The following is a 24,945-nucleotide window of genomic DNA, read 5'->3' on the forward strand; positions in this document are numbered from 1 at the left end:
ACATAGAAGGAATGAATTCATTTATCCGTCCTATAGAAGGAAACAATACGTTGTGGAGATATTTTTTCGCTTTTTTGGTGATGGTAGGGTTATATGTATTCGGGAATATAGCTTACCTTTTCGCTATACTGTTCACGGTTATTGTGAATCCCAATATCACGTTTGATTTGGATGAAGCTGTGCTGAGTGATCCTCTCGTAGATCTTTATTTGTCCCATGTGATTTATTTATTCGCCATTCCGGGAGTTTGGCTGGCTGTGCGCTTTATTTTGAAGCGGCCTTTCCGAACTGTGATTACACCAAATTCAAAGATGAATTGGCGGAGAATTTCCTTTGGTTTTATTGCTTATTTCTTGCTGATGATCGCCGTACAATTGATTGATTTTGCGATTCATCCTGATAGCTATTCAATGCAGGAGTTTAATGCCTCACGCTTTATCTGGCTGCTAGCGGCTGCCCTCATTTTGGTTCCGATTCAGACATCAGCTGAGGAACTGTTTTTCAGGGGATTTTTGCTTCAAGCTTTCGGGAGATTGACGAAAAATCCTCTATTTTTGACACTGATTGTCGGAGGATTGTTTGGCGTATTGCATTTTGCGAATCCAGAAATGAACAATGGCGCTGTCTGGGCAGGAATTGAGTATTTAACATTTGGTTTTGTGTGGACCTATTACACGATTAAAACTGGAAGCATCGAAATATCACTTGGCGCCCATGCCGCGAATAATATGTTTTTGTGTATGTTTATTACAGAAAAAAACAGTGTGTATGGAGGAATTCCTTCTCTCTTTACGGTTACGCGGGGGAACCCGATGTGGGAGGCTTTCTTTACGATAGCGGTCAATCTTGTGTTTGCGGGGATCGCTTTATGGTACCATAAGAAATCAAAAAGTAAGCAGCAAGGGTCTTAATCCCTGCTGCTTATTAACGTGTGGATGGCTTCTTCGATATTCGTTGTCGGCTGCTGGCAGGCGAAGTTTTCACAAATATACACGGTTGTTTTGCCGTCTATGATGCGGTAGTCTGCCGCGAATGGCGCAATGTCTTTGCATTGATCAGGATGCTCTGCTACCAGAATGGAGTCGTTAGGCTTAAAGGCTTTTTGGAGCTCTGTTATGATTTGTTTTCTGGCTGGATCGTCTGCACTTCCAAAAATCACGATTTCTTTCTTAGGCATCAGATGTCTTAATACACTTTGCATAAAGAAAGCATGGCCGCTCGGATACGCGTCGATGTCTGGCTTGAACACGGAAAACATCGTTTCTGCTTTTTCAATTAGTGATGAGTCGCCTGTGACTTGCCCGAGACGCAGCAGCTGAACAGCCGCCACACTGTTTCCGGAAGGCACGGCGCCGTCGTACACTTCTTTTTCCCGTACGATTAAGGCTTCTGCATCGTGTCCGGTGAAGTAGAATCCGCCATGCTCCTCATCCCAAAATAAGCTGATGATATCGTCTGTCAGTTTCTTCGCTTTTTGTAAATAAGAAAGATCAAACGAAGCTTCATAGAGATCCAGATAAGCCCATAGGAGAAAAGCGTAATCGTCGATAAAGCCTTTGTTTTTCACTTCGCCGTCTCGATATCGGACCATTACACGGCCGTCGATGATTAATTTGTTTTCAATAAATGTGATGGCGTCTTTCGCTAGGCTGAGATATTTCGGTTCCTGGTATACCTTTGCCGCTTTCGCAAGACCCGCGATCATCAGCGCGTTCCATGAGGTAAGCACTTTATCATCGACATGCGGATAGGTTCTTTCCTCGCGTGTCTTCAAGAGCTGCTGTCTTGCTTCTTCGAGTTTGAGACTGAGCTCTTTTTCGGTTAACCCGGCATCGGCTTTGATTTGTTCCCACTTTGTGTGAATGAGGTTAGGAATATTTTTGCCTTCAAAGTTTCCTTCTTCAGTGATGTCATACACTTGGCAATACAGCGTTCCGAGATCGTCCCCGAGCGTTTTCAGAATTTCTTCCTTTGACCACACGTAGTACTTTCCTTCTTCTCCTTCTGTATCCGCGTCTAAAGCAGAGAAAAAGCTTCCGTCTTCATGAGTCATTTCCCTCTGAATGAACGTAATGATCTGCTCACAAATCTCTTTATAGCGGCTGTTTTGCGTGACCTGATAGGCTTCTGTATAAGCGGTCAGCAGCAGCGCATTGTCGTACAGCATTTTTTCAAAATGGGGAACGAGCCACTCGTCATCGGTCGAATAGCGGGCGAACCCATAGCCGATATGATCGTAAATGCCGCCATTCGCCATGCTGTCCAGCGTTTTCGTCACGTTGTATAAAGCGTTCTCCTGCCCCGTATTGTGATGATAACGAAGCAAATACATCAGCATATGGGGCATCGGAAATTTCGGTGCCTGCCCGAAACCGCCGTAGATCGTATCAAACCCGCTGGCAAGCTGCTGGAATGTCCGGTGAATCGCTGACTCGCTAAGGCCTTCGCCTGATTTGGCGGCTGTTTTGGTCTGCAAATGTTTAGCGGCGTTCTCCGCAATATCCTCGACATGCTCGCGGTCGTTCGCAAACGTCTCAGACAGATGCTCAAGCACATCAACAAAACCGGGACGATTGAATTTGCTCGTCTTTGGAAAATATGTACCCGCGTAAAACGGCTTCTGATCAGGCGTGATAAACACATTCAGCGGCCAGCCGCCCTGCCCGGTCATCAGCTGGCAGATTCTCATATAAACAGAATCCACATCCGGCCGCTCTTCCCGGTCGACTTTAATCGCCACAAACCGTTCATTGAGAAGACGCGCGATTTCTTCATCTTCAAAGCTTTCGTGGGCCATAACGTGGCACCAATGACAACAGCTGTATCCAATACTTACCAATATCGGTTTGTTTTCTTTTTTTGCTTTGTTGAAGGCTTCTTCTCCCCACGGGTGCCAGTCAACAGGATTGTGAGCGTGTTGAAGTAAGTAAGGAGACTTCTCAGCGATTAGTCTATTGGGTTTGTTGTTAGTTGGCATGGAATCACCTTCTTTCTATACAAATTTTTATTCAGTATTGTCTATACATTATTTAATATACCAAAAAAAAGAAGAAGAGACCTTTTGAGGTAATCTCTTCTTTTTTTTATGGATCTTCGGAATATACAGTGGCTAATGGCTTAATTAAACTATATTATAATCAGAATATTTTTAAAAAATAACTTGAAAAACATTTTAAATCGAATTACCTTATCTAAGAAAGGAGGACTAAAATTTGAAAATAACTATTGAAGAATTACCTGAATCAAGGATTGCTTATTTCAGAAATGTTGGGGAGTACGGTGAAAAGCAAAACAAAGAATTAATGGAGACTTTTAAAAAGTGGGCAAAATTGAATGATGTATTTGATAATTCTACAATTTTAGGCATACCGCAAGATAACCCAGAGATTACTCCTAAAGAGGAATGTCGTTATGATGTTTGTGTTGTTATAAATAAAGATTTGAATGTGAAAAAACCAGCTCATGTTGGAGAATTTTCTGGTGGGAAATATGCTGTTTTCTTGCTTGACCATACAAAAGAGGCAGTCAGAGACTTTTGGGGCAATATTTCTTCTGAGATAGAAAGAAATAATCTATCAATAAGAGAACAACCAATTATAGAAAGATATACTCCACAAATGATTGATAATCATTTGTGTGAAATATTAATTCCTATACAGTAAGGAAGCAGGGACATTTCTTTCCCACCTTCTATTTAAAGCGGACAACATTAGACCTACTATGTATTTCAGATCTAACCGCAATTGAAACACCACAAGTGAATGACACATATGTGATGTTTGAAGTTTAAGCAGTGGTCCCACTTGAACGTTATCCTGAGCGTGGGTTTCGACATGTCTGAGGAAGATATTAAGGGTCATAGGTTAGAGAAAAGTTTTCAAACTAAGGTTTCTAAAAATTTGCATTAAATTTATTAAAAGGCAGCCGAAACTGGTTGCTTTTTGTGGTTATTTTAAGAGACATGGCACCAATGACAAGTCGAATAACCGATGCTGACCAGAACAGGCTTGTTTTCGCGTTTCGCTTTTTCAAATGCTTCATCTCCCCAAGGGAACCAATTCACAGGGTTATGAGCATGTTGAAGTAAATAAGGAGACTTCTCAGCGATTAATCTATTGGGCTTATTGTTAGTGGGCATAGGATCACCTTCTTTCGTTTTTTTATAAACACAAAACTTAGCCGATTTACTTAAAAGAGGGAGAATGAAATATACTATAATGTTTAATTATGTTAATGCGTCCTTTCCAGTCTTCTTTTCTTTTAATACAAGAATGGATATTTTTAGCTCTGTTAAAGTTGATAATTCAATAGTATTAAGGAGAACCCATCGGATTCCCCCTTTAGTTCAATAAGAAAAATAACTGTCGAGTGTTACCTTACAATGTATATTTTGGAGGGAAAGATTTTTTTAGCCATTCCAATGATAAACGATTTGCACAACGCCAGAGGAAAATGTTCTTGTATTCACCATTTTTAAATTTATCCTCTGTTTTACATCAATAAACAACGGTTTTCCTTCTCCCAAAACAACAGGGTGAATAGATAATCTAAATTCATCAACAAGCCCCAAATTTATAAAAGTTGTAATGAGACTCGCTCCACCATATAGCCAGATGTCTTTGCCAGACTTTTTCTTCAATTTATTTACTTCTTCAAGAATATTATCATTTATAAATATGGCTTGATTATCAATCTCATTTTGTGTTCTGGAAAAAACATATTTCTTTTTACTATGAACCAATTTCCAAAGTTCCTTTTCTGTATCAGGGTCTTCATCTTTTGGAATATATTGTCCCCATAAATCGTAGCTTTTTCTGCTATATAAAATAGTATCAATTTGATTTAAGAAATCAGTAAACCCCATATCAGGGTCCATAATGCACCAATCAACTTCTCCATTTTTCCCTTCAATAAAACCATCTAAAGTAACTGCTAAATCTAAAATGATTCTTCTCTGTTTTAAGTTATTTGTCATAACTATTCATCCTTTTCCATAAGAAGTTGGTAGAAATTCTTCTCCCACTCTCGCACCAGATAGACTAAGTTGCGTTTATGGACTGAGTGAAGAACAGTATCCTAAAATGAAAGTGCCCACTACTTTTCGCAGCTTGATTAGCCGGAACACTCTTTATCTTCACTTGGTTAAATGAAAGCTCTGCTCGATTAAGTTATAGATTTCGCCTTCTGGATCTGTCCGTTCTAAAACAATTGAAATCCAATGTTCCTTATCCATATGATATCCGGGTAAGATATTTTCCCCGTTTCTTAAGCTATCACTTATTTCAGGGGGACATTTTAGATTTAGAATATCTATTTCGCCATGACCATCCAAGCCTAATTTTTCTGGGAGAACATTCATGATAAGACCGTACCATTTTTTGTTTGATGTATGTCTCAAAGAAGCATAGTTTGGGTATTTCACCCACGGGTAATCAGGCGATGTACCGTATTTTTCTTTGACGTGTTTAAAGATATCTTCTCTTGTTAACATACTCAATCACTCCTTTATTCACTCTACTTTCTTCTTGAAAAAGTCAAAGAGCGATCCTTGGTTGTCCTTTGGATACTTCAATAGAGATGTCATCAATGGCAGAAGCTGTGTCAAAGCTTCCTCTCTCCACGGATACTAGTCAACAGGGTTGTGGGCGAGTTGAAGGAAGTATGATATTTCTCATTGAGTTTATTGTTAGTGGGCATAGGTTCATCTTCTTTTCTCTTGTTTCTATTCCTTTTTACTGTACCACAAGCCTCTGTTGAAATACCCCATTAAGACAGTGAAATAGAAAAATCGCTATATATAAAAGGTAATGGATGCTGTTCTTTTAAAGAGTGCCCTTTTGGAAGCTGTTATCGATCGAAACGAGTATGCTAATATAATCTCGTTTAGGAGGGGATTGATATGATCAAGAAAATGACTCAAATGAATTTGAAAGATTTCAATAAACCAAACGAACCTTTCGTTGTTTTTGGGAGAATGATACCTACTTTTGAAAACGGTGTTTGGACATATACTGAGGAACGATTTTCTAAACCTTATTTTAAACAATATGAAGATGATGAAATGGATGTTAGTTATATTGAAGATGAAGGGAAGGTTGTCTTTTTATATTATGTTGAAAACAACTGCATCGGCCGGATTAAGATTCGTTCTAACTGGAATGGGTATGCACTAATAGAGGACATTGCCGTTGCAAAAGACTATAGACAAAAAGGCGTTGGAACAGCATTATTACATAAAGCGATTGAGTGGGCAAAGGAGAATCGTTTTTGTGGTCTTATGCTTGAAACACAAGATATTAATGTTTCAGCTTGTCGTTTTTATGCCAAACATCACTTTATAATAGGTGCAGTTGATACGATGCTTTATTCCAACCTTCCAACAGCAAATGAAATTGCGATTTTTTGGTACTATAAATTTTAATTCATCATAAAATTTGAACGAAACGAAGCTTGTTTTGCGTGTCGTTTTTTCAAAGAAGAGATTTTTTAACCCCTTCTTTTTTTTGATAAGAGGTGTCTTTCCACAATAGGCATAAAAACGTGAAGGATCATTCCTCCTAAACAGACGGTTAAAAGGGTTCCAATGCCGATAGGACCTCTAAAGACAATTGCTAATACTAAGAAAAGAGCATATACCAATGTTCTTGAAAACAAGATTGTTCTTTTGGAGAGATCTCGGATAATAAGTGTTAAATGATCGATGGGCGTTGATGCGAATTTCGTCTGAAGATAGATGGCTGTTCCAAGACCGATGAGCACCAAACCAATTCCGAAACAAAGCAGTTTGCTTAACAACGCGTTTAGATAGAGGGTGTTTTTTACAACAAACAACCATAGGTCAATGCCTATTCCAGTAATGAATGCTGTAATTAAGCCTAGCAAAATAGGTTTTTTTCTCGTTAATATAGCGTTGCAGATTAAGAGGATCACAGAAATAAGGACCTCCCAGCTCCCTACGGTAAGACCGATTTCTTTTGACAGACCAACCAAAAGGGCATCGAAGGGTGATGTGCCCAGTCCTGATTGTATGGTTAAGGAAATGCCCAAACTTAATATGAGTATGCCTAATCCGTAAAAAATATATTTCATGTTATATTCCGCGATATGTCTTTTGTCATCAAGACATGAGGGATGCCGTCTTCCATAAATGCCTGTGAAGAAATCTGGTAGCCCAGTTTTTGATAAAAGCCTGCTGCTTGTGTTTGACCATGCAGCTTACATGCAGTCAATCCTTTTTCTTTTATGATTTCTTCTAACCCGCTTACGATGACTTTCCCCAATCCGTACTTACGGTAAGGTTTTAGGATGCAGATTCTTTCCAGCTTTGCTGTATGGCCAACGATGCGCACACGGCCCGTGCCGACAGGCTGATTCTCATGATATACCAAGACATGCTGGCATTGTTCCTGGAGCGTATCAAATTCATCGAACTCTTCGGATTCCGATACATGTTGCTCCTCAATGAAAACCGTCTTTCTAATATTCAAAGCTTCATGTAAATCAGCTTCAGTTGTTATTCTTTTTATATTCATTATGAATCAATCCTTTTCTGATATTAGTCTGGACTGTACAGCATGCATGTGGTCTTATTATAGTAAGGTTAAAACATTTTTGTTGTAATTGCAACAAAAGTACGTGAGGGGTTTTAGGAATGAATGATATTTTGCGTGAGATCGGCATGATAGCAAGAGCGTTGGATTCCATAAGCAACATCGAATTTAAAGATTTGGACTTAACAAGAGGGCAGTATCTCTATCTCGTACGTATATACGAAAATCCGGGAATTATTCAAGAAAAATTGGCGGAAATGATAAAAGTGGACCGGACAACGGCCGCGCGGGCCATTAAGAAGCTGGAAATGCAGGGATTTATTCAAAAATTGCCGGATGAGCAAAATAAAAAAATAAAAAAACTGTTCCCGACTGAGAAAGGGAAAAAGGTATATCCATTGTTAAGAAGAGAAGGAGAACATTCCACGGAAGTAGCCTTGTCCGGTTTTACTTCAGAGGAAAAGGAAACCATTTCTGCACTCCTTCATAGAGTGAGGAAGAATATAGAACGTGATTGGGAATATGTGAAGAAGGGGAACAAAAGGGATTATTAATGGACAACGTTAACAAGTCGAGCTGATGCTGGCGAAAATCGGCGTCTCCTCCTCAAGAATTCCAGTCCGCTGGCCGTTCACTTCTGTTTTCTTTTGAACTATCAAAAATCTCCAAAGGGAGTGGTTTGCGTGAACTTGAGACAACTATCAGAACATGTCTATCAATGTGAATTTGAGCTTGATGTGCCTCTTCGGATTCCGGTTCATACCTGGTTTATCAAAGATGGTGATGATGTTTATATTGTTGATACGGGTATAGAACGTTTTGCTGATGCTCAAATTAGGGCAGCGTTAGTGATCGGCAATCCAAAAGCCATTTTGCTTACCCATGGCCACAGTGATCATATCGGAGGTGCATCAAAATGGTTAGAGAGATTTGATATTCCGATTTTTGCGCACCAGAAAGAACTAAAGTACATCAATGGGGAAGAGCCATATCCGAACAAAAATGAAGTGGAGAACACAGGGGTAGCCCATATTGTCCAGCCGCTGACGGAGCAACGCTTGCTCACCTGCCTCTGAAATACTATTTAACACCTGGTCATTCTCCGGGGCATGTCGTGTATGATCATAACCAAGAAAATTGAAGCTCGGGAAATTGGGAATGTCTCTGATCGGCCACTTGAGGGACCGTAAACTATTCAGCTTGTTTCTCATTGTTTTTTTGCTGCTTGGAAGCAATGTTGCCTTGTTTAATTACATTGTGTATGTGCTGTTGGGCCCGCCGTATTCGCTTAATAAAGCATTTTCCAGCTGGATCTTTATTGTGATGATTGTAGGCATTTTCAGCTCGTCTTTCATTGGAAGAATGGTTGATCGGTATGGCTATCCGAAAATATTGGTGATGAATATTTTCATCGTCATTGCAGGTGCGTTATTTACGATAAACAATATGCTGGCAGTGAAAATTCTGGGGATTGCCCTCTTTACATTCGGTTTTTTCGGAGGGCATTCAGTTGCCAGCAGCTGGGTGGGCAGGAGAGCCCTTCACAACAAAGCACAGGCTTCATCGCTGTATTTGTTCTTTTATTACGCCGGTTCAAGTGTTTTCAGAACAATCGGAGGGCTATTCTGGTCTGGTTTTCACTGGCTGGGCGTTGTCGGTATGATCACCTTCATGCTGCTGATTGCGCTATGGCTGTCGGGATACTTGGCAAGAAGTGCGAAAATGCCGGATAAAAGCAACGAAAAAGGATTCAATTGATGACAGCAAAAAAGGACCGTTAGCGGAGTCCTTTTTTATTTCCAATGGGCAGGGATTCGTACAGACAGCGGCAGCTTTGTGTTCGAATCGCCGTTGGCGGCGTTCACCTGTGCCTGTGTCAGAAAGATGCTCCCGGTCAGGTCGGCGCCGCTGAGATCAGCGTCTCTCATATCTGCACCGATAAAGTCTGTCATTCTCAAATCGGCATTTCTCAGATCGGCGGCTATGAGCAGCGCCCCTCTTAGATTTGCTCCTCGCAGATCAAGCCCTTTCAGTTTCGCGCCGATCAGGACACTTCCCCGGCTGACCTTTTTCGGGAGTTTTGGATGGCGGGCTTGGGCACGCACCAGCTCACTTGTTTTTAACAGCCATTCATTGACCTCAGCTCGATGCTCGTCCACCTGCAGTGTCAGCAATCGTTCTTTGCTGAGTCTGGTGAGCCTTTCTATTTTTTCGAAAGTGGTTCTCAGTTCAGAATGAATCGGCTTGGCTATATCTATAGAAAGAGCTTCATGTAAATACCAGAGCATTTCGTGCAGCTGCTGCATGATAGGAAAAACGTCAAACATCTGGTTGGCCGTTTCGGGGCAGTTTCGCCAATCCTTTCCCTCATAAGTGATTTGGGATACTTTTTGGCCGGCGCCAAAGCATTCATATGCAGAGCAGCCTCGAAATCCTTTTTCTCTGAGATCTTTATGTATAGAACATTGATAGTTTGATTGTAAGTTGCGGCAAGGCGTGCCCCCGTCTTTATCAAAAGCAAAATCTGCCGACTTCGCATAAGGCAAGGCGACACAGCACAGGCCAAAACAGTGCTGGCAATCCGCACTTAAATCATGATGTATATTGTCATGTAACGTTACTTCCGCAGACAATAATGTTCACCCCTTCACTTGGGTACTTTGTTAAATATATCTATTTGATTATATAGGAAAAAAGGATACTTTTCATTTTGTTTTCAAGGTTTCAGTGGTCTAGCGATGTATAATATATCCAATCATGATGATTGGGGGAATTCATTTGGAACAGCAATTGAAAGACATCATCTCTGCGTGTGATTTGGCAATCCAAAATGAAGATTTTGATACACTGATGAATTATTATTCGGAAGATGCCGTTTTAGTCGTGAAGCCCGGCATGATCGCGCGAGGCAAAGAAGAAATCAAAAAAGCGTTTATCACGATTGCGAACGATTTCAATCATCATATTGTGCCGAGACAAGGGGAAATGATCCTGTTGGAAGCAGGTGACACGGTACTCGTCCTTTCTCAGACACTGCTTGATTCGGATAAAAAGGACTCCGAGTATGCGATGGAAAGAAGGGCGACCTATGTATTTAAGAAGAATGCGCAAGGCGAGTGGCTTTGTGTAATCGATAACTCATATGGTACGGATTTAATTGGTGTGTAAGATATGTCTTTGATGTGCCATACCTGCATATAATGATTCATTCAGCTGATTAGGGAAGGTGACACAATTGAATGTGTATGACATCAGAATGGCTCCTTATTGGTTTTATGAAAGCAGAGGACTTGTTCAACATCCATACGTATTTCGGCAGCCTGTCTCCTCACGTGCAATCATTGCATCTACTCGCGGCGATGTAACGGGAGACGGCGTTATTGACGAGGTCTTTCTAACTGGAAATCAAATGCCCGGCAGCCCGTTATGGAGAAATATCACATTGGTGATCCGTGATGGCAGAACCCATCAGGAGCAGCAGATTCAGCTTCAAAACAATATGGGATACAATCCGTCACTTTTTCTGGGGGATATGACAGGCGACAAGATTGAGGATGTGGCAGTGGTAATGGACACAGGGGGAAGCGGCGGTGCTATTTATGCATACGTGTTTGCCTATCTAAACAGGCAGTTCCGGCGAATTTTCAATTCAGATGTATTGAATGATGAAATAAAGTACAGTGTGAGGTATCAAAATCAATATAAAGCGAGCGTCATCAGTCATCAGCAAAACGAAACGTATATCCTCGACCTTACTTACAAAGGCAGGGAATATTTGAATGAGATTTATAACAGCCAAGGTGTGTTAAAAATGCCGATAGAAGGATGGGTGAATCCTTTATCGGGCTTGTATCCGGTTGATTTTGACAGAGACGGCGTATACGAATTATTGGCGTACCAGCGGATAGCGGGAAGGTATAACGCCGACTCATTGGGATATGTTCAAACCGTATTAAAATGGAACGGACGGCGTTTTGCCGTTGACCGGCAGAATGTTTCGATTGTTGGCGGGGCTGTCTCGTAATCCTGATGGCTGTCACCCTATAAAGGGTGACAAAACACTACAGGTGTTCTGCAACGACAACCAAATAATAAGATAAACCGGCTTGCTGCTCTTCTAACATTCCTCTATGGAAATCATCTTGCATAAAAAAACGTGTTTGTTTTACGTAGTCTTCTTTACTTGTCGGATGCCCGTTCTGATTTAGGAACTTAAGATGATTCATGACATGCTCTTGCACGGAAGGGTCATGATACGTTACACCATTTCTTAAAAAATCAGCCATCCTATCAAGAAAATGTTTAGCCTCTATTGCCATTTTGTTCATTTCATCGACATTGATTGTATGTGTATCCAATTCAAAATCGTAACGCTCTTTTAAATACCCATTTTGTTCTGCTAAAGATTGTTTCCATTCTTCAGCGCTTTCAAATCCTTTAAACATTACCTTATGATCCATGTTTTCACCTTTTCTCGTGTATTCTAAAGATGTGTTGACTGTTTGAATGAGACGCTGATACTTTTCAATTTTCTTTTCAAACAGCTTTTTTTGTTTTTCTAATGTACTTGTTCTTTCAGCATCCTCATTTAATAATCTTTTGATTTCTGACAAAGGAATATCTAATTCTTTGTAAAAAAGGATTTCCTGCAGTCTTTTTAGTTCGTCAGCACCATAGTACCGATATCCGGCTTCGCTTATTTCCTTTGGGAGCAAGCCGATTTTGTGGTAATGATAAAGCGTTTTGATTGTGACATTCGCAATATTGGATAGTTCTTTTACTGTTAATTTCACCATCTGACTCCTCCTTTCTTCTTTCACTATGAGGCCTTACCTTTGGTTGGAGTCAAGGATAAAATGGTGGTGTTTTCGTCTGAGAACAGCCTAGTGAATGTTGGGAGAAAGAAAATAACACCTGGCGGATTCAAAGAAAAGAGTGCTTTTCAGCAAGCACTCTTTATTCCAGTTTAATTCGTTTTACATCTCCTAATACAAACACATAAAAAACCAATCCCAGCAACAGCACAAAACCAGCTACCAGAAAGCTGAGGGTAAAGGAGCCTGTCACATCAAACAAATACCCTGTCAGTGACGCAGCAATAATGCCTCCGAACAGGTTATTTGCGAGATTCACCATGGAGCTCAGCATGGATACGGAACCGATCGGCGCGAGTTCTGCGGAGATGGACCAGCCGACCGGAGCGGTTGCTGAAATTCCGGCGAGTCCGATGGAAATGCAAATAATGGCTACGGTAATATTGTTCGTCAGAATGGAGCCTAAAAAGAAAAAGCCAAAGCTCATTCCGACTATGATTACGGTTCGGTACACCTTGGTGTTAGGATAGCCTTTCTTAATAAAATAATCGACGAGCCAGCCGCCGACGGCAATTCCGGAAATGGTTGAGATCAGCCACGGCACTGCCGTAAATAAACCGGACGACATGAGATCCATACCGTATGTATGTTTAAAGAAAGTCGGAAGCCAGGTGAGCAGCAGGTTGAATGTATACCCGTACCCTGTAAATCCGATCATTAAGCCCCATACTTTCCGATTGGTGAAAAGCTTTTTTAAAAGCGGGCCCGTTTTGTAAGGGATTTGCTCTGTTGTAATGGCATTGTGTTTTTGAATATAGTTTAGTTCACTTTTAGAAATACGTTTGTGCCGTTCAGGCTGTTCATAATACTGCCAGAAAAAGATCGTAAACAGCACATTGATGCATCCAATCGTCAAAAAAGCGACACGCCAGTCAAATGTTGTGACAAGAAAGGCGACCAATGGCGCGCCGATTACATTTGAAAACTTGGCGGCCGAATCGAACAGTGAGTTTGCCAATCCCCGCTCACTTGGAGGAAACCAGAGAGCGGTTGCTTTAGAGGCAGCAGGGAACGCAGAGGCGCTCGTCAGCCCAATGAGAAACCGGAACAGATACAACAGCAATTTTCCTTGCAAAAAAGCAAGAAGGATCGTTAAAAAGCTCCATATTGTCATTCCAACCCTCGTGACCCATGCGACCCCAAAACGGTCCAGCAAACTTCCGACAGGCAGCTGCATCAGTGTATAGGAATAGGTGTAAATGGAAAACACGATGCCGAGTTCAGTTGCAGTAAGGTGAAACGAATCTTGTATCGCAGGGGCCGCTACCGAGATGGCCACTCGGTCAAAATAATTAAGAATAATAATGCCGCTAAGTAACGAAGATATGTACCATCTGGTATGCCCAGGCCGTTTCACGCGCTCTTGACTCATGATGAAAACCTCCTCTGTCATAGCATGATCTCCTGATAGAAAAACCATTCAAATTTTAAATACCACAGCGCGCTTTTATATAAACGGCAGGAATTTGACTGGAACAGATCGGTGCTTTAGAATGAAAGTAATAAAAATGAACACTCCAAAGGGGAGTAGCTTTCACAGTAAAGTCGTCATTACGGGACAAGGTGTCCTCGGCTTTGCTGGCAATCTCATTGTTAGCGAGACCTTTGCCAAATCTGATTTGGTGAAGGTCTTTTTGTTTCAGGAACTTCACCAAATTGGTGGAGTTTTTTCATTTTTATCAAAAAGGGAGAGGAGCATCAGAATGTCTAAGCTGAAAAAGTGGCTGAAGCGTGAATTGGTGAGGAAAGGGCTGCCGTTAGCGAAAGAGAAATTAATTCCGATCTTAAAAGAAAAAATGAAAAAGAAACGATGAGGGGGCTGAAGATGAAGATCATTTTGACAGTACTTGCCGGAGTGGGACTTTTGAGTGCAGGCGGATGCGGCATGCTTGATCAGGTGAACGACGGATTGAACTATACGAGTGAAGCAGCTGGTTATGTGGAGAAGGTGAAGACATTTGCAGAGGAAGCGCCTGAATTGGCTGAGAAAGCTGTAAATGACACCGAGGCGAAAGAAAAACTTGAAACGCAGCTTGAGTCGATTCAGAAGGCTGCCGCTGATTTTAATGAATTAACGCCGCCTGATGCCGCAGCGGAGATTCATCAAACCATTCAGGAACATAACGAAACCTTGCAGAAAAGCGCTGAAGATGTGTTGAAACAAGCCGAGGAAGGCAAGGTATCGCTTAAAGAATTGGAGCAGTCAGACCTGGTCCAAAACGCAAAGCAAATTACTGATGTGATGGGACAAATTGAGAAGCTGGGTGAATAAGAAAAAGCATCCCGACGCGGGATGCTTTTTGCTTATTCAGCCATTGCGTCTGTTAAGACAGGAACGACTTGTTTTTTACGGGAAACAACGCCTTTTAAGAGGGCTGTGTTGTTTTCTAATGTAACGTTGAACGCTTTTTCCACTTTCGCTGCTTCGTTACCGATTGCAAGAGCAAGTGAATCATTTTCTAAGATATCTGTGATAACGAGAAGGAACAGATCAAGATTCTTCTCAGCCACAACTTTTGAGATCACAGCTTCTAATTCAGCTTGGCGTTTTTTTACATCTTCAATGTCCACTGTGTTTACTTGTGCGATTTCGACTTTCTTGCTGCCGAGTGTAAATTCTTTCGCATCAAGAGAAATGAGCTCTTCCACTGTTTTTTTGCTTAGATCAGCGCCTGCTTTCAGCATGTTCAAGCCGTATTCTTCAGCATTTACTCCAGCGATCTCCGCAAGCTCTTTTGCTGCTGCTACGTCTTGGTCCGTGCAAGTTGGAGATTTAAATAACAGGGAATCAGAAATGATCGCAGACAGCATAAGGCCGGCAATTTCTTTCTCGATTTTCACGTTATTCTCTTTGTACATTTTGTTTAAGATGGTAGCCGTACAGCCTACAGGCTCAGCACGATAGTAAAGCGGCTCAGCTGTTTCAAAGTTAGCGATGCGGTGATGGTCGATAACCTCTAAAACCTGAACCTCTTCAATGTCTTTGATGCTTTGCTGGCGTTCGTTATGGTCAACCAGGATAACGCCGTTTACTTCGTTTGCAGCTGTTTCAACAAGACGCGGGCTTTCTTGTTTGAAATAGTCAAGCGCGTATTGTGTTTCGCCGTTGACTTGTCCGAGGCGGACAGGCTCAGCATTGAAGCCGAGTTTGTTTTTCAAATCAGCATAAGCGATCGCAGAACAAATCGTATCTGTGTCTGGGTTTTGGTGTCCGAAAATAAGTATCTTTTCCATGATAGCTCCTATCCTTTTTTTAAGTAGTGTAATCTTTATATAGTTTAACACGTCTTGCTGCAGGTGTAATCATGCAAACCCTTAAAAATTGATGTGAATAAGAAGCATTTTCTTTGAGCTAAGGAGAAAAGGTGTGTAAAATACTGGGTAGCTTAGTTGCAAAATGTAATGTAGTATCAAAAAAGGTACTATTGGAGGGTCAAGAATGAGTGGAAAAAAGAATATATACCCGAACAAAGAAGGCTGTCCAGTTGAATTTACTCTAGATGTCATTGGCGGAAAGTGGAAAGGAATTCTTTTTTATCACATGATAGATGGCAAGAAACGATTTAATGAGTTTCGGCGAATCTGCCCGAGTATTACTCAAAGAATGCTTACTCTTCAGCTGAGGGAGCTGGAAGCGGACGGCATCGTGCATCGTGAGGTTTATCAACAGGTGCCGCCCAAGGTTGAGTACTCTCTGACGGAATTCGGGCGAACGCTTGAACCGATTGTTTTGCAAATGAAAGAATGGGGAGAATCCAACAGAGACGTGCTGGAATCTTATCGTTCGAACGGCTTACTGAAGGATCAGCAGAAATAGCAGCAAAGGGAAAACTCCTTTGCTGCTTGTTTTATTTCATTGAAATGGCTCTGTTGGCGTTTCTGACATCGTTTTTCAACAGTTCAGAAAGGTTGTAAGACGGATAATATCCATGCTGATACATGTATCGATAAACATGGGCGTGCAGCTGGATGGCAGCATTCAGCTGTTTGACCAGTACGTTTCTTAATTGAGGTGTTGCTGTTTCTGTAATTGCGATGGCATAGCTGCGGACAGATGTTTTAGCAAAACCGAGCAGGTCACCGCTGTAAAATGGGTTATCTGCGCGTTCTTCTTCCTCATCTTCTCTGTGCGGAGCCTGTGGAAAGAACGGAAGAAGCTCTCTCAAATTTTGCTCAACACCCTGAATAGACACGTTATAAAGCTGTCTGAGCTAAGGGTCTTTTACTTCTCTTATCATTTTCTTCAGTTTAATGAGTCCGTTTGATTGAAAAGCAACCAGCTCGTGCATTTCTAATGTTTCATGCCAAGCCAATGTTCTGCGTTCATCCATGTGAAAATTCTCCTTTATCGATCAGATTCCATATCAGCATATGCCCAATGCTCAATGTTGTTCATGATGTTTTGAAGTTTTTAAAAAGGGAAATTCACCTTATATAGGATACGGGTTGAGAACATGCACAAAGAGGTGAAACACAATGTGGGACATGATAAAGAACTTTTTCTTGTTTAGCAGCGGCGTTCTGCAAGCAACAACCCTTTTACTGGTGATCTTAATTTTTATGTATGTCAGAAAAACTAAAAAGAAAAACAAGGAATCTTCTGGCTTTATGGATGATAAACATTAATTGTGATGGGCATTCTTTTCAAAGAATGTCTTTTCATTTTTCATGTTTCACATGAAACATTAGCGTCATTTTACTTACGATTTGGACTTATGTTAAAATATAAAAGTAAAATTTAGAGATGATATAAAAACATTCGGTGTAACGTATGTTGCAGCGATGAAAAAGAGCAGTCGTTTATGCTGCTCTTTTCTATTCGTATGTTCAGGATGATACGAGGTGACTAAGTGAAACAAACGAGAGCTTTAATGGAAGGTGCTATTTTAATCAGTCTGTTTGCGATCATTACGCTTCTGGTCGTTTATGTTCCTGTGATTGGAACAATTCTGTTATTTGCACTGCCGCTGCCAATGATCTTGTATACGATCAGACATGGATTGAAGCTAGGGATATGGATGGGCGCTGTCAGTCTTCCGGTTGTTTTTATTGTCGGGTCCTTTAACGGGCTTATTGTAGCTTTTATGTCAGCTTGCGCCGGCATTGCCATGGGACATTTTTTCAAAAGGAAAGAGCCCGGGCACGCCATTATTTCGGGCGCTCTTATTTATATGCTTAGTATTGTCTTCTATTTTGTGATAAGCATTCAGTTTTTGGGTATCAATATCATTGATGAGGCGATGACACAATACCGGCAATCTCTTGATATGGTAGAAACTGTAGCGAAGCAGTCGGGCAATGCTGGACAGTTTGAGAAGCAATTAAAACTGATGGAAGAACAATTGGGTATCGTTCAATATCTTTTTCCAACAGCTATTGTGATGGTAGGAGTTATTTTTTCTTTCCTCAGTTACCTTATCGCTAAGCCGCTCTTAAGGCGATTCTCCCCCGATATTCCTAATCTAAAGCCTTTTAGAGAGTTGAAGTTTCCGCAAAGTGTTGTAGTACTGTATTTGATTATTGTCATGCTTTCATTTTTGCCTTTAGAAAAAGGCCAAATGCTGTACTCTATCGCTTTAAATGGGGAGTTTATACTCGGGTTTCTGATTTTCATCCAAGGTTTATCATTTATCTTTTTCTATTGCCATAAGAAACAATATCCAAAGGCTGCGGCTGTGATTGCTGTCATACTTGGGTTTGTGCATCCGGTCTTCATGGCGGCCATTCGCATTTTAGGCGTTTTAGATATGGGCTTTCATATAAGGAATAAGGTGAAGTGAACATGAGTTTTACTCACATGGTGGGGAGTGATAGAAATGCCAAGCTTTTATGAAAAACCGCTGTTTCGGTATCCCATCTATGCATTGATTGCTCTGTCAATTATTACAATCCTCATCAGCTTTTATTTTAACTGGATATTAGGAACCGTCGAAGTGCTGCTGCTGGCAGTTATTTTGTTTTTTATTAAGCGTGCTGATTCTCTTATTCGACAAGAGATTGATGCTTATATTTCTACGTTGTCCTACAGGTTGAAAAAAGTCGGTGAAGAGGCATTGATGGAAATGCCGATTGGAATCATGCTTTTTAATGACCAATATTATATAGAATGGGCAAATCCGTTTCTTTCCTCTTGCTTTAATGAAAGCACTTTAGTGGGGAGATCACTTTACGATACTTGTGAATCGGTAGTGCCGCTTATCAAACAAGAGGTGGAATCAGAAACGGTTACATTGAATGACCGCAAGTTTAGGGTTGTCATCAAACGGGATGAGCGTCTGTTATATTTCTTTGATGTAACAGAACAAATTCAGATTGAAAAGCTATATGAAAACGAAAGAACCGTCCTGGCATATATTTTCCTTGATAACTATGATGATGTGACACAAGGATTGGATGACCAGACGAGAAGCACGATGAACAGCCAGGTGACATCTTTGCTGAACGCTTGGGCGCAGGAGTACGGGATCTTCTTGAAAAGGACGTCTTCAGAGCGCTTTATCGCTGTACTTAATGAACACATCTTAACTGAACTCGAAAATTCGAAGTTTTCGATTCTTGATGAAGTGCGGGAAAAAACCTCGTTTGACGGTGTAGCGCTGACGTTAAGCGTCGGTGTCGGGGCTTCAGTCTCTTCCCTGAAAGAACTTGGCGATTTGGCGCAATCCAGCTTGGACTTAGCACTGGGACGCGGCGGAGACCAGGTAGCCATTAAGCTGCCAAACGGCAAGGTGAAGTTTTACGGCGGTAAAACAAACCCAATGGAGAAACGAACAAGGGTGCGGGCCCGCGTGATTTCTCACGCTTTAAAGGAAATCGTCACCGAAAGCAGCAATGTGATTATCATGGGGCATAAATTCCCCGACATGGATTCTATCGGCGCAGCGATCGGGATTTTAAAGGTGGCTCAGGCAAATAACAAAGATGGTTTTATCGTGATTGACCCAAATCAAATCGGATCAAGTGTGCAGCGTTTGATTGGGGAAATCAAAAAATATGAAGAACTGTGGTCAAGATTTATTACGCCTGAAGAAGCAATGGAAATTTCCAATGATGACACACTGCTTGTGATCGTTGATACACATAAGCCGTCACTCGTTATGGAGGAACGGCTGGTCAATAAAATTGAACATATCGTGGTCATCGACCATCACCGCAGAGGTGAGGAGTTTATCAGAGATCCGCTGCTCGTTTATATGGAACCATACGCTTCTTCCACAGCGGAATTGGTGACAGAGCTGCTTGAATATCAGCCGAAGCGCTTAAAAATCAATATGATTGAAGCTACAGCCCTATTAGCTGGTATAATAGTGGATACAAAGAGCTTTTCTCTCCGCACGGGCTCGCGGACTTTTGATGCGGCTTCTTATTTAAGGGCAAAAGGCGCCGACACGGTGCTGGTGCAGAAGTTCCTGAAAGAAACCGTTGATTCCTATATTCAACGGGCGAAGCTGATCCAGCATACGGTCCTCTATAAAGATAACATTGCGATTGCTTCTCTTCCTGAAAATGAAGAGGAATACTTCGATCAAGTGCTGATTGCGCAGGCTGCCGATTCGCTGCTGTCGATGAGTGAGGTTGAGGCTTCATTTGCGGTGGCGAGACGGGATGAACAAACGGTTTGTATCAGTGCGCGGTCGCTTGGCGAGGTAAATGTTCAGATCATCATGGAGGCCCTGGAAGGCGGAGGGCATTTAACAAATGCGGCGACTCAGTTGTCCGGCATTTCAGTTTCTGAAGCGCTGGAACGGCTGAAGCACGCCATAGATGAGTATTTTGAGGGAGGCGTACAGAGATGAAGGTTATTTTCTTACAAGATGTAAAAGGAAAAGGAAAAAAAGGCGAAGTCAAAAACGTAGCAGACGGTTATGCGCATAACTTTCTAATTAAAAAAGGCCTCGCGGTTGAAGCGAACGCTTCAAACATCAGCGCGCTAAACGGACAAAAGCAGAAAGAGAAAAAAGAAGCCATTGCTGAGCTTGAGCAGGCTAAGAGCTTGAAAGAGACATTAGAAAAACTGACTGTTGAGCTTAGCGCAAAATCAGGTGAGGGCGGCCGTTTATTTGGTTCAGTGACAAGCAAGCAAATTACTGAACAGCTCCAAAAAGACCATAACATTAAAGTAGATAAGCGGAAGCTTGAACTGCCGGACGGCATTCGTGCATTAGGATATACGAACGTGCCTGTGAAGCTGCATCCTGAAGTGCAGGCTGTGTTAAAGGTACATGTAAAAGAAGAAGCTTAATAGAAAAGAGGCTTGGATTCATCCAAGCCTCTTTTTTTATTCCACGAGATAAAGAGTTTGCTGGCTTTCTCCGCCAGGTCCTCCTCGCATTCCCTGCACGCTGTTCGTGCTGCTGGAGGAACCGCTGTACTCGTCAGATGTTATTTCTTTTCCGTTTTTCTTAATCCAGGAAACAAGTTCGCTGTTGCCTGAGTTGTTTTCTGACAGAAGGAAGTATTTCACTTTGCCTTCTTTGATCAGTTTTTTCAGTTCCGACACAGTCAGAATGGGATCCGTGCCGTTAAATCCGCCCATTGCCATAACAGATTCATTTTCGTAAATGATGTATGGCGCAGCTGTTACGGTTGTCAAAGTAGCAAATAAATATTCTTCGCCGGTATTGTGTTTTCTCAGATAGGACAGGAGCCCGCTGTCGACCTCTGAAGAGAACATGTTCCCGCCGTTTGCTGAGCCTTTGAGCTGCGGGCCGGATTCAGGAAGGACGCTGTTGCCACCGTATAGAAGCGGCGTTGCTGACCAGTAAACTGGTGTGAGAAGCAGAACGCACAAGCTGATGATGGTCAGCTGCTTACTGAACGGATGGCTGCGTTTAAGCATCAGAAGTGCAAGGGTGATGCCCAGTCCTAAGAGCCCCAGGACATACATCCATACACTGCCGATTTGGCTTGTATAAGCACTCAGAATATACACCTGGAACGCGGCTGTGATCAGAACGGCTGCCGGCAGAAGATAGCTGGACCAGTCTTTATTATTTTTGTATAAGCGGTGCATCGTATACCATCCGATACCAGAAAGGGCGGCAATCGGCGGTGCCAGCATAATCAAATAATACTGGTGGAAGAATCCTGCGATGCTGAAGAAACCAGCCACGGGAACAAGCCAAGCCGCCCAGAATAGCGTTTCTTTCATTTCAGCAGCATGTCCGCGGCGATCACGGTACCAGCTGACGATTGCGCCCAGTAATCCGATCAATGAGAATGGAAGCATCCAGCTGATTTGGCCGGAGAGTGCTGATTGGAAAAGACGAAGCGGTCCAGGATCACCGGTGCCGAACATATTCACGCTTTTTCCGCCTCCACCGCCAGGCCCTCCATTTCCAGGACCGTTGCCACCTGTGGGAGGTGTGCCTCCGCCTCCATTGAGAGCGCCGGTTTGTCCGTTAGACGGCTGAGGCGCATGTGAATGGTTTCCGAATGATTGATTTCCGTTCTGAGAAAAAGATGAACCGTTGCCATTTGGCGCTTGCATGTTGTCTTGATTCTGCATCTTCCCTCCGCCAGCAGCATTCATATCACCCTTTGCCAGGCCCGTAGTTTGCCCAAGCAGACGCTCTGTGCCGTTGTAGCCAAAGGCCAGTTCTAGCACTGAGTTGGTCTGGCTGCTTCCTACATAAGGCCGGCTTGAGGAAGAGGCTGAATCCACTGCAATCGCCCATGAGAGGGAAAGGCCTGTCAGAAGGACAAGAGACAGAAGCAGGGACCCGATTTTTTTCTTCAGAGAAACCCGATATGCAACCAGGTAGAATAACACAAATGCAGGCAATACCATAAACGCTTGCATCATCTTCATATTAAAGGCGAGCCCAATTAGGGCAAATGCCGTCAGCAGCCAAACCAGCTTGCCTTGTTTTACTGCCCGAAACAGGCAAGCTGAACCGAGCAATATGGTAAAGACAAGCATGCTGTCAATATTGTTTGTCCGGCTGACAGCTACTGCGATAGGGGTCAGTGCCATAACAAGTGCGGAAATGCGGGCCGCTCCAATTCCAAAAGTCGGCTTGATCACTCTGTAGAGAAGGAAGACAGATCCAACTCCGGCAAGAGCCTGGGGAATGATGACACTCCACGTGTGAACACCGAAAATCAGTGCGAAAATCGTTTGAATCCATAACACGACAGGAGGCTTATCTACTGTCACAAATCCAGAAGGGTCAAATGACGCATAAAAGAAATTATGGAAGCTTTGCGTCATGCTTTTTACAGCCGCCAAATAGTACTGGTTCGCTGTATCATCCTGCCAAATGTGATACGTATTCAAAAAAGCTGCTGCCAGCAAAATAAGAATAAGGGCTGCGTCGAATCGTTTGGTTTTCATCGTTTTTCACCTCTTTATGGTGTCTCATTGTAAAAAACAAATATGAAAAACTTATGAATAAACCATAAATATTCAAAGAAAAAAGCGGAGATATTTTCCCCGCTTTTATGCTGAATTTCTTTGTTTTTCTGACTGAAAAATGTATCGATCTCGTCCGGCTCTCTGTCCAGCTGCTCCCATTACGATCAGGGCAGCAATGAGAAGCACTATCGGCATCGTCCATGAATGCGTCTGGTCAAAGAGATAGCCGACAAAGATTGGCCCGACTGCTGCCAGCAGGTAGCCGAATGACTGAGACATGCCTGACAGCGCAGCGGCCTGTTGGGCATTTTCACTGCGGAGACCAATCAAAGTGAGCGCCAGACTAATGCTGGAGCCTTGCCCGATACCGATAATGATCATCCAGATGGCAAGCAATGTATGGCTTCCGCCCGCTAATAATCCGCAAAGGCCGATCAGATAAACTGAGGCCAGCGCCGCAACGATACCGCGCTGCTGTTTCACACGGTCAGCTAAAACTGGTGTCAGAAAAGTGGAAGGCAGACTCGCAAATTGCATGAGTGATACCATCCATCCGGCTGTTGCCGTATCAATCCCGTGTGAACGGAGAATTTCAGGAAACCAAGCGATGCTGCTGTAAAATAAAAACGATTGCAGGCCCATAAAGATGGTGACATACCATGCCATTTTGGAAGCCCAAATGGAACTGGATTGCAGCTTCATTGTCTGGTTTGCCGTATCCCGGTGGCGCAGCTGAGGTATCCAGATTAGCAATGCAAGTAAAGCCAGCCCGCCCCATAAGAGAAAGGCCTGTTTCCATCCGCCATCCATCTGGGTCGCTAAAGGAACGCTGACACCCGATGCTAAAGCTGCGAATATATTCATTGATGTCGTATACAGGCTGATCACGATCCCTGGCTTTTCAGGGTATTTATGTTTGATTAAGCTTGGCAAAAGTACGTTACCAATCGCAATCCCGACGCCGATAAGTGCCGTTCCGAAAAACAAAGCGGCAGTATAGCCGGTAGAACGAGTCAAAACGCCGATAAGCAGTATCACGAGACCTAGCCATAAAGTTCGCTCATTTCCGAGGCGCTGTCCAAGCTTAGGTGCAAGCGGAGAAAGAACTGCAAACGAAAGCAGCGGCAGTGCGGTCAAAAAACCGGCTGCCCCATTGGACATGTGCAGTTCTGCCCGGATAGAGCTGATGACCGGACCGACTGAAGTGATCGCGGGCCGTAAGTTAAAGGCGATAAAGATAATGCCGGTGATCAGCCAAAATGATTGGATTTTTTTATTATGTGGATGTGGCAAAGCAGTTACTCCTCTTTTCTAACATATACATGATATTATCCCGAAACAGGTAAGCAAGTATGTGAATGAAGGCTATGATTTGTCCTCTTTTTGCAGTTCAGCCATTTTGGCAAGCAGAATATGCTGAGGCATATGCATGATCTGTTCAAGCGGCAGATTCAAGGACTCTGCAAGCTTTTGTGCAGTTTCAGCAGAAATTTGCAAAGGTCTCACAAAAGATCCCTCCTCTCTTCTGTCCATTGTACAAGAATCAGATGTGAAATGTAAGAAGATGTCACAAAGGAATAGAGCAATCGGAAAATGACCGTTATAAAAGAGGTAAGGAGGGTTCTTATGCACGCACCGTTATCCTTATTAAAACAAATGCTGAAGGAACACCAAATAGACACTGAAAAAGCTGTCACTTTCGAAGAATATATAGCAATGAGGCTAAAGCTTCAGGAGCTGATGGGGAAATTTGCTTCGATCGGGGAGTGGGATCTGTATCAAAAAGCGGCAGATTTGATGATGCACATAGGCATCCAATGGATGAAATAAACCGATAACCGCTAAAAAACCCTCGCTGCAGCGAAGGCTTTCATTCATTAAAATGAGTGTTCTTCTTCCACATTTTTAAACTGGTCATAAATTACAAGCTTAGACGGACTGTTTTCCTTAGCCACCTGTTTGGCCTTTTCAATAGCGGCGTCTTTAGACGTATACAAAGCTGTCGGCGCTACATTCTCCACCTCAATAAACCAGCCGTCCGCATCAACATTAGGCGTAATCGCATATTTCTTTATCATCTTTCATTCCTCCCTCATGTTTTATTGCATTTTTCCCGCCTTGTTGCTGTCCGAAACGATCCAATCTGCTAACTGAAAAAAACAGG

27 protein-coding genes and 4 pseudogenes are annotated in these 24,945 nt (G+C 42.5%); 16 read left to right on the forward strand and 15 right to left on the reverse strand.

Annotated elements, in window-relative coordinates; translation table 11 throughout:
- Positions 1-11: 11 nt before the first annotated feature.
- Positions 12-911, forward strand: a complete 900-nt coding sequence (locus PUN35_RS15005) for a CPBP family intramembrane glutamic endopeptidase (RefSeq protein ID WP_015250787.1) — start codon at positions 12-14, stop codon at positions 909-911.
- On the opposite strand, the gene PUN35_RS15010 is transcribed toward PUN35_RS15005, so the two are convergent.
- On the reverse strand, positions 908-2,977 hold the full coding sequence (locus PUN35_RS15010) for a thioredoxin domain-containing protein (RefSeq protein WP_033882018.1): 2,070 nt from the start codon (positions 2,975-2,977) through the stop codon (positions 908-910). The genes PUN35_RS15005 and PUN35_RS15010 overlap by 4 nt on opposite strands.
- 235 nt (positions 2,978-3,212) lie before the next feature.
- On the opposite strand from PUN35_RS15010, the gene PUN35_RS15015 reads away from it, so the two are divergent.
- On the forward strand, positions 3,213-3,662 hold the full coding sequence (locus PUN35_RS15015) for an AraC family transcriptional regulator (RefSeq protein WP_006640009.1): 450 nt from the start codon (positions 3,213-3,215) through the stop codon (positions 3,660-3,662).
- A 296-nt stretch (positions 3,663-3,958) separates the two neighbouring features.
- Here PUN35_RS15015 and PUN35_RS15020 read toward each other — a convergent pair.
- The 3 genes and pseudogenes from PUN35_RS15020 to PUN35_RS15030 all read right to left on the reverse strand — a co-directional run.
- A pseudogene (locus tag PUN35_RS15020) lies at positions 3,959-4,138 on the reverse strand (DUF255 domain-containing protein); the annotation flags it as partial.
- 270 nt (positions 4,139-4,408) lie between these two features.
- Complete coding sequence (locus tag PUN35_RS15025; protein ID WP_014481498.1) at positions 4,409-4,975, reverse strand: dihydrofolate reductase family protein; 567 nt, start codon at positions 4,973-4,975, stop codon at positions 4,409-4,411.
- Between the two features lie 159 nt (positions 4,976-5,134).
- Positions 5,135-5,491 carry an MmcQ/YjbR family DNA-binding protein gene (locus PUN35_RS15030; RefSeq protein ID WP_003226867.1) on the reverse strand — a complete coding sequence of 119 codons (357 nt, stop codon included), beginning with the start codon at positions 5,489-5,491 and terminating at the stop codon, positions 5,135-5,137.
- Positions 5,492-5,899: 408 nt separating this feature from the next.
- Here PUN35_RS15030 and satA point away from each other — a divergent pair, with 408 nt between their 5' ends.
- Positions 5,900-6,421, forward strand: a complete 522-nt coding sequence (satA, locus tag PUN35_RS15035) for a streptothricin N-acetyltransferase SatA (RefSeq protein ID WP_014481497.1) — start codon at positions 5,900-5,902, stop codon at positions 6,419-6,421.
- 65 nt (positions 6,422-6,486) lie between these two features.
- On the opposite strand, the gene PUN35_RS15040 is transcribed toward satA, so the two are convergent.
- Positions 6,487-7,089 carry a YczE/YyaS/YitT family protein gene (locus PUN35_RS15040; RefSeq protein WP_014481496.1) on the reverse strand — a complete coding sequence of 201 codons (603 nt, stop codon included), beginning with the start codon at positions 7,087-7,089 and terminating at the stop codon, positions 6,487-6,489.
- A complete protein-coding gene (locus PUN35_RS15045) occupies positions 7,086-7,532 on the reverse strand; it encodes a GNAT family N-acetyltransferase (protein WP_014481495.1) in 447 nt (148 codons plus the stop codon). Before PUN35_RS15045 ends, PUN35_RS15040 begins: the two co-directional genes overlap by 4 nt.
- 119 nt (positions 7,533-7,651) lie before the next feature.
- On the opposite strand from PUN35_RS15045, the gene PUN35_RS15050 reads away from it, so the two are divergent.
- The 3 genes and pseudogenes from PUN35_RS15050 to PUN35_RS15060 all read left to right on the forward strand — a co-directional run.
- Positions 7,652-8,104 (forward strand): MarR family transcriptional regulator, encoded by a 453-nt coding sequence (locus PUN35_RS15050; RefSeq protein ID WP_003226875.1) that lies wholly within the window; start codon positions 7,652-7,654, stop codon positions 8,102-8,104.
- Positions 8,105-8,233: 129 nt separating this feature from the next.
- A pseudogene (locus PUN35_RS15055) lies at positions 8,234-8,676 on the forward strand (MBL fold metallo-hydrolase); the annotation flags it as partial.
- 2 nt (positions 8,677-8,678) lie between these two features.
- Positions 8,679-9,308, forward strand: a pseudogene (locus PUN35_RS15060) (MFS transporter); the annotation flags it as partial.
- 35 nt (positions 9,309-9,343) lie between these two features.
- On the opposite strand, the gene PUN35_RS15065 reads toward PUN35_RS15060, so the two are convergent.
- A complete protein-coding gene (locus tag PUN35_RS15065; RefSeq protein WP_014481491.1) occupies positions 9,344-10,183 on the reverse strand; it encodes a pentapeptide repeat-containing protein in 840 nt (279 codons plus the stop codon).
- 145 nt (positions 10,184-10,328) lie between these two features.
- Between PUN35_RS15065 and PUN35_RS15070 the strand changes: the two genes are divergently transcribed.
- Both PUN35_RS15070 and PUN35_RS15075 read left to right on the forward strand, forming a co-directional pair.
- On the forward strand, positions 10,329-10,718 hold the full coding sequence (locus PUN35_RS15070; protein WP_014481490.1) for a YybH family protein: 390 nt from the start codon (positions 10,329-10,331) through the stop codon (positions 10,716-10,718).
- Between the two features lie 67 nt (positions 10,719-10,785).
- Positions 10,786-11,574, forward strand: coding sequence for a hypothetical protein (locus PUN35_RS15075; protein WP_014481489.1), 789 nt, complete (start codon positions 10,786-10,788; stop codon positions 11,572-11,574).
- Positions 11,575-11,611: 37 nt separating this feature from the next.
- Here the strand turns inward: PUN35_RS15075 and PUN35_RS15080 are convergent, their stop codons facing one another.
- Both PUN35_RS15080 and PUN35_RS15085 read right to left on the reverse strand, forming a co-directional pair.
- On the reverse strand, positions 11,612-12,346 hold the full coding sequence (locus tag PUN35_RS15080) for a MerR family transcriptional regulator (protein WP_014481488.1): 735 nt from the start codon (positions 12,344-12,346) through the stop codon (positions 11,612-11,614).
- Positions 12,347-12,506: 160 nt separating this feature from the next.
- Positions 12,507-13,817 carry an MFS transporter gene (locus tag PUN35_RS15085; RefSeq protein WP_014478548.1) on the reverse strand — a complete coding sequence of 437 codons (1,311 nt, stop codon included), beginning with the start codon at positions 13,815-13,817 and terminating at the stop codon, positions 12,507-12,509.
- Positions 13,818-13,917: 100 nt separating this feature from the next.
- Between PUN35_RS15085 and PUN35_RS15090 the strand changes: the two genes are divergently transcribed.
- Positions 13,918-14,238 (forward strand): hypothetical protein, encoded by a 321-nt coding sequence (locus PUN35_RS15090; RefSeq protein ID WP_003226899.1) that lies wholly within the window; start codon positions 13,918-13,920, stop codon positions 14,236-14,238.
- An 11-nt stretch (positions 14,239-14,249) separates the two neighbouring features.
- Complete coding sequence (locus tag PUN35_RS15095; RefSeq protein ID WP_014481485.1) at positions 14,250-14,696, forward strand: DUF6376 family protein; 447 nt, start codon at positions 14,250-14,252, stop codon at positions 14,694-14,696.
- A gap of 32 nt (positions 14,697-14,728) precedes the next feature.
- Here the strand turns inward: PUN35_RS15095 and PUN35_RS15100 are convergent, their stop codons facing one another.
- A complete protein-coding gene (locus PUN35_RS15100; protein WP_014481484.1) occupies positions 14,729-15,658 on the reverse strand; it encodes a manganese-dependent inorganic pyrophosphatase in 930 nt (309 codons plus the stop codon).
- Positions 15,659-15,863: 205 nt separating this feature from the next.
- On the opposite strand from PUN35_RS15100, the gene hypR reads away from it, so the two are divergent.
- Positions 15,864-16,241, forward strand: coding sequence for a transcriptional regulator HypR (gene hypR / locus PUN35_RS15105; protein WP_014478546.1), 378 nt, complete (start codon positions 15,864-15,866; stop codon positions 16,239-16,241).
- Positions 16,242-16,272: 31 nt separating this feature from the next.
- On the opposite strand, the pseudogene cotF reads toward hypR, so the two are convergent.
- Positions 16,273-16,755 (reverse strand): annotated as a pseudogene (gene cotF / locus PUN35_RS15110) (spore coat protein CotF).
- A 145-nt stretch (positions 16,756-16,900) separates the two neighbouring features.
- On the opposite strand from cotF, the gene PUN35_RS15115 reads away from it, so the two are divergent.
- From PUN35_RS15115 to rplI, 4 genes are all read left to right on the forward strand, one after another.
- On the forward strand, positions 16,901-17,050 hold the full coding sequence (locus PUN35_RS15115; protein ID WP_003226909.1) for a hypothetical protein: 150 nt from the start codon (positions 16,901-16,903) through the stop codon (positions 17,048-17,050).
- A gap of 224 nt (positions 17,051-17,274) precedes the next feature.
- Entirely contained in the window at positions 17,275-18,204 is a 930-nt protein-coding gene (locus PUN35_RS15120; RefSeq protein WP_003226911.1) for a YybS family protein, read from the forward strand.
- Positions 18,205-18,240: 36 nt separating this feature from the next.
- Positions 18,241-20,220, forward strand: coding sequence for a cyclic-di-AMP phosphodiesterase GdpP (gene gdpP, locus PUN35_RS15125; RefSeq protein ID WP_014481480.1), 1,980 nt, complete (start codon positions 18,241-18,243; stop codon positions 20,218-20,220).
- Positions 20,217-20,666 carry a 50S ribosomal protein L9 gene (rplI, locus tag PUN35_RS15130; protein WP_003226915.1) on the forward strand — a complete coding sequence of 150 codons (450 nt, stop codon included), beginning with the start codon at positions 20,217-20,219 and terminating at the stop codon, positions 20,664-20,666. The genes gdpP and rplI overlap by 4 nt, the downstream gene beginning before the upstream one ends.
- A 36-nt stretch (positions 20,667-20,702) precedes the next feature.
- On the opposite strand, the gene PUN35_RS15135 is transcribed toward rplI, so the two are convergent.
- From PUN35_RS15135 to PUN35_RS15145, 3 genes are all read right to left on the reverse strand, one after another.
- Entirely contained in the window at positions 20,703-22,760 is a 2,058-nt protein-coding gene (locus PUN35_RS15135) for a glycosyltransferase family 39 protein (protein WP_014481479.1), read from the reverse strand.
- Positions 22,761-22,865: 105 nt separating this feature from the next.
- A complete protein-coding gene (locus tag PUN35_RS15140; protein ID WP_014481478.1) occupies positions 22,866-24,074 on the reverse strand; it encodes a CynX/NimT family MFS transporter in 1,209 nt (402 codons plus the stop codon).
- 72 nt (positions 24,075-24,146) lie between these two features.
- Entirely contained in the window at positions 24,147-24,287 is a 141-nt protein-coding gene (locus PUN35_RS15145) for a YycC family protein (protein WP_003242786.1), read from the reverse strand.
- Between the two features lie 120 nt (positions 24,288-24,407).
- Here PUN35_RS15145 and PUN35_RS15150 point away from each other — a divergent pair, with 120 nt between their 5' ends.
- The gene (locus PUN35_RS15150) at positions 24,408-24,611 is read left to right on the forward strand and encodes a hypothetical protein (protein WP_003244312.1); all 204 of its coding nucleotides are present in this window, start codon (positions 24,408-24,410) and stop codon (positions 24,609-24,611) included.
- Positions 24,612-24,658: 47 nt separating this feature from the next.
- Here PUN35_RS15150 and PUN35_RS15155 read toward each other — a convergent pair whose 3' ends face one another.
- Positions 24,659-24,859: a DUF2188 domain-containing protein gene (locus PUN35_RS15155; protein ID WP_003226922.1), complete on the reverse strand. Its 201-nt coding sequence runs from the start codon at positions 24,857-24,859 to the stop codon at positions 24,659-24,661.
- Between the last annotated feature and the right edge of the window lie 86 nt (positions 24,860-24,945).

Origin of the sequence: Bacillus sp. N3378-2at (assembly GCF_033412715.1) — a bacterium.
GTDB classification, from domain to species: Bacteria; Bacillota; Bacilli; order Bacillales; family Bacillaceae; genus Bacillus; species Bacillus subtilis.